The organism is Shewanella sp. SM32 (assembly GCF_025654235.1).
Classification (GTDB): Bacteria; Pseudomonadota; Gammaproteobacteria; order Enterobacterales; family Shewanellaceae; genus Shewanella; species Shewanella oncorhynchi.
On sequence record NZ_JAKKRO010000140.1, the window covers coordinates 1 to 2,107 of the forward strand.

A 2,107-nucleotide genomic window follows, 5' to 3' on the forward strand; every position below is an offset into this window, starting at 1 on the left:
CGTAGCAGTACATCGGTCAGATAATCGTTTACATTGATATCATGCAATCGACAAGTGACTATCAGGCTTTGGATAACGCCAACATGCTCAGCACCGATTTCTGTCCAACAGAACAACCAATTTTTTCTCCCCATGGGTATGGGCCTGAGCGCCCGCTCCAGATGGTTTGTATCCAGCGGCACATCGGGGTCTTCTAAGAAGACACGCAGTGCCATTTCTTTGCTTTGTACATAGCCAATCGCTTTGTAGAGGGGGTCTTTTGGCAGCAGCGTCAGGTTATGCAGGGTGTCATCACACCACGTAAAGAAGCGGTCAACCACCGGTTTRCTGTGCGCAAGCCGGTATTGGCGTTTTTTGTCATCCGTGAGCTTTTGGTTTCGGATAGTCTCTTCTATCTCATACAGCTTGGCGATTAGGCTTATCGCTTCTTTGGCCGGTTGTGGCCAGCTGTTTTCGGCTGCAATAAATTGCCGGCGACTGTGCACCCAGCACTGGGCATGGGTTAAGCCCYCATTCGCTTTTATATAACTGGCATAGGCGCTGTAGCCATCGCTTAATAAAGTCCCTTTAAAGCGATGTTTTAATATCTCTTCTATATGTTGCCGCCCGCGGCTGGTGGAGAAGGTAAAAACAATTTCATCCTTATCACCATACACCGGCCAGAAGTAACTTTGCTTCATTTTGCCCGGGCCTGCTTTGCCTGCTTTAATCGGCGTCTCGTCCATTGCCAGCACCTGGCTTTGTAAGATGCTGGTCAGCATCGCATCCACAATCGGATAGAGTAAATCAATACCGCGTGCCACGATGGTGCCCAGTGTGCTGCGGCTTAAAGTAATGCCCGCTGCGGCTAAGCGCTGGTGTTGGCGATACAGCGGCAAGTGGTATTGGAATTTATCCACCAACATGCCGACGATAAAGCTCACATCCGCCACGCTTTTATCCAGCACATTGAACGGCGCTGCGCTTGGCAGGATAGTGTCGCTGTCTTTGTGTTTGATGATTTGCCGGTCATAGCGCAGCACGTCGAAGCTCGCTGGGCGCTGTGCTAAGCGGAAGGTGCTTTTTACGCCAATCACTTCATACTGGTCGGCATCTTCCCCTTTTAACTCGTCTGGTATCAGCGTAATCACTTTCACCGGTACGTTATCGTTAAATCGCAAACCACTGTCATTAACGCAATCATCCGGGCGCTGTTTGCCTTTTCTGCGGGTGTAGGTGGTATATTCGGTTTCACCTTCGGGTTGGGCCAGTGCTGGCACCATATCGCCCAGTAAGCTTAACTGCATACCCAATTCCAAGGCGCGCTTTTCTGACTTCTGACCAAACAACTGCTTCTCAAACCAGGCTAAGCGTTGCTGAATGCCTGCGAAGGTTTCGCGCAATGACGCATGCTCAGTTTCCAGCTTGCCGTACTTTTCTGACCAGGCCTGATTCTCTGCAGAAGCCTGTTGCAACAAACTCTGCAGGCGCGCGATTTCACTGGTCAAATTAACCCGTGTCTCGGCGTCCGCTGCCACGTTGGATGAGGATGAAGGCTTGATTTTCATAGCGTCAATTATACAGACTTATCAAGCGATTGACTGCCCATAGCGCTTCGCTTGTTTCTGGCGAAGTACGGTAATTCCGTCAACGATCATTTGCAGGGTGCAACCGGTGAGTGATTGGATCCCACTCGGATGCGGTTTCACCGGAAACTGGCCTTGCTCGAGGCGCTTAGCCCAGACACAATAGCCTGAGCTTTCGAAGTACAACACCTTCATCTGGGTTTTGCGGGCATTGATAAACACAAAGTACTGGTGCCAGCGGGTGTTACCGTGATGTGCAAGCGCGGATAAATCGATAAACGGTGTATCCTGGTGCACATTAGCTTGCTCAGTTTGTGGTGATAGACGTTGCCGCCATTTATAAAATGACATGGTGCTCAGTTGATGGGTTTGGCAAAACTCAGTGATGCTCAGCTCTGATGTGTGCCATAAGTCGATTAATTGCTGCCATTGTGCAGCGTTGCGGTAAGCTCGCTTTGCCATATCACTCTCCTGTAATGATGAGTGCACAGCTTATCGCGCGATCTTAAGTGGGAATAGGACGTCCTAAAATGGACGCTTAC

2 protein-coding genes are annotated in these 2,107 nt (G+C 50.0%); both read right to left on the reverse strand.

Annotated elements, in window-relative coordinates; genetic code table 11:
* Positions 1 to 1,547, reverse strand: a 1,547-nt coding sequence (locus L5M10_RS23725; protein ID WP_263256087.1) for an IS66-like element ISSpu21 family transposase, incomplete at its 3' end; no start/stop codon positions are given.
* A gap of 21 nt (positions 1,548 to 1,568) precedes the next feature.
* The gene (tnpB, locus tag L5M10_RS23730; RefSeq protein WP_263256088.1) at positions 1,569 to 2,027 is read right to left on the reverse strand and encodes an IS66 family insertion sequence element accessory protein TnpB; all 459 of its coding nucleotides are present in this window, start codon (positions 2,025 to 2,027) and stop codon (positions 1,569 to 1,571) included.
* Between the last annotated feature and the right edge of the window lie 80 nt (positions 2,028 to 2,107).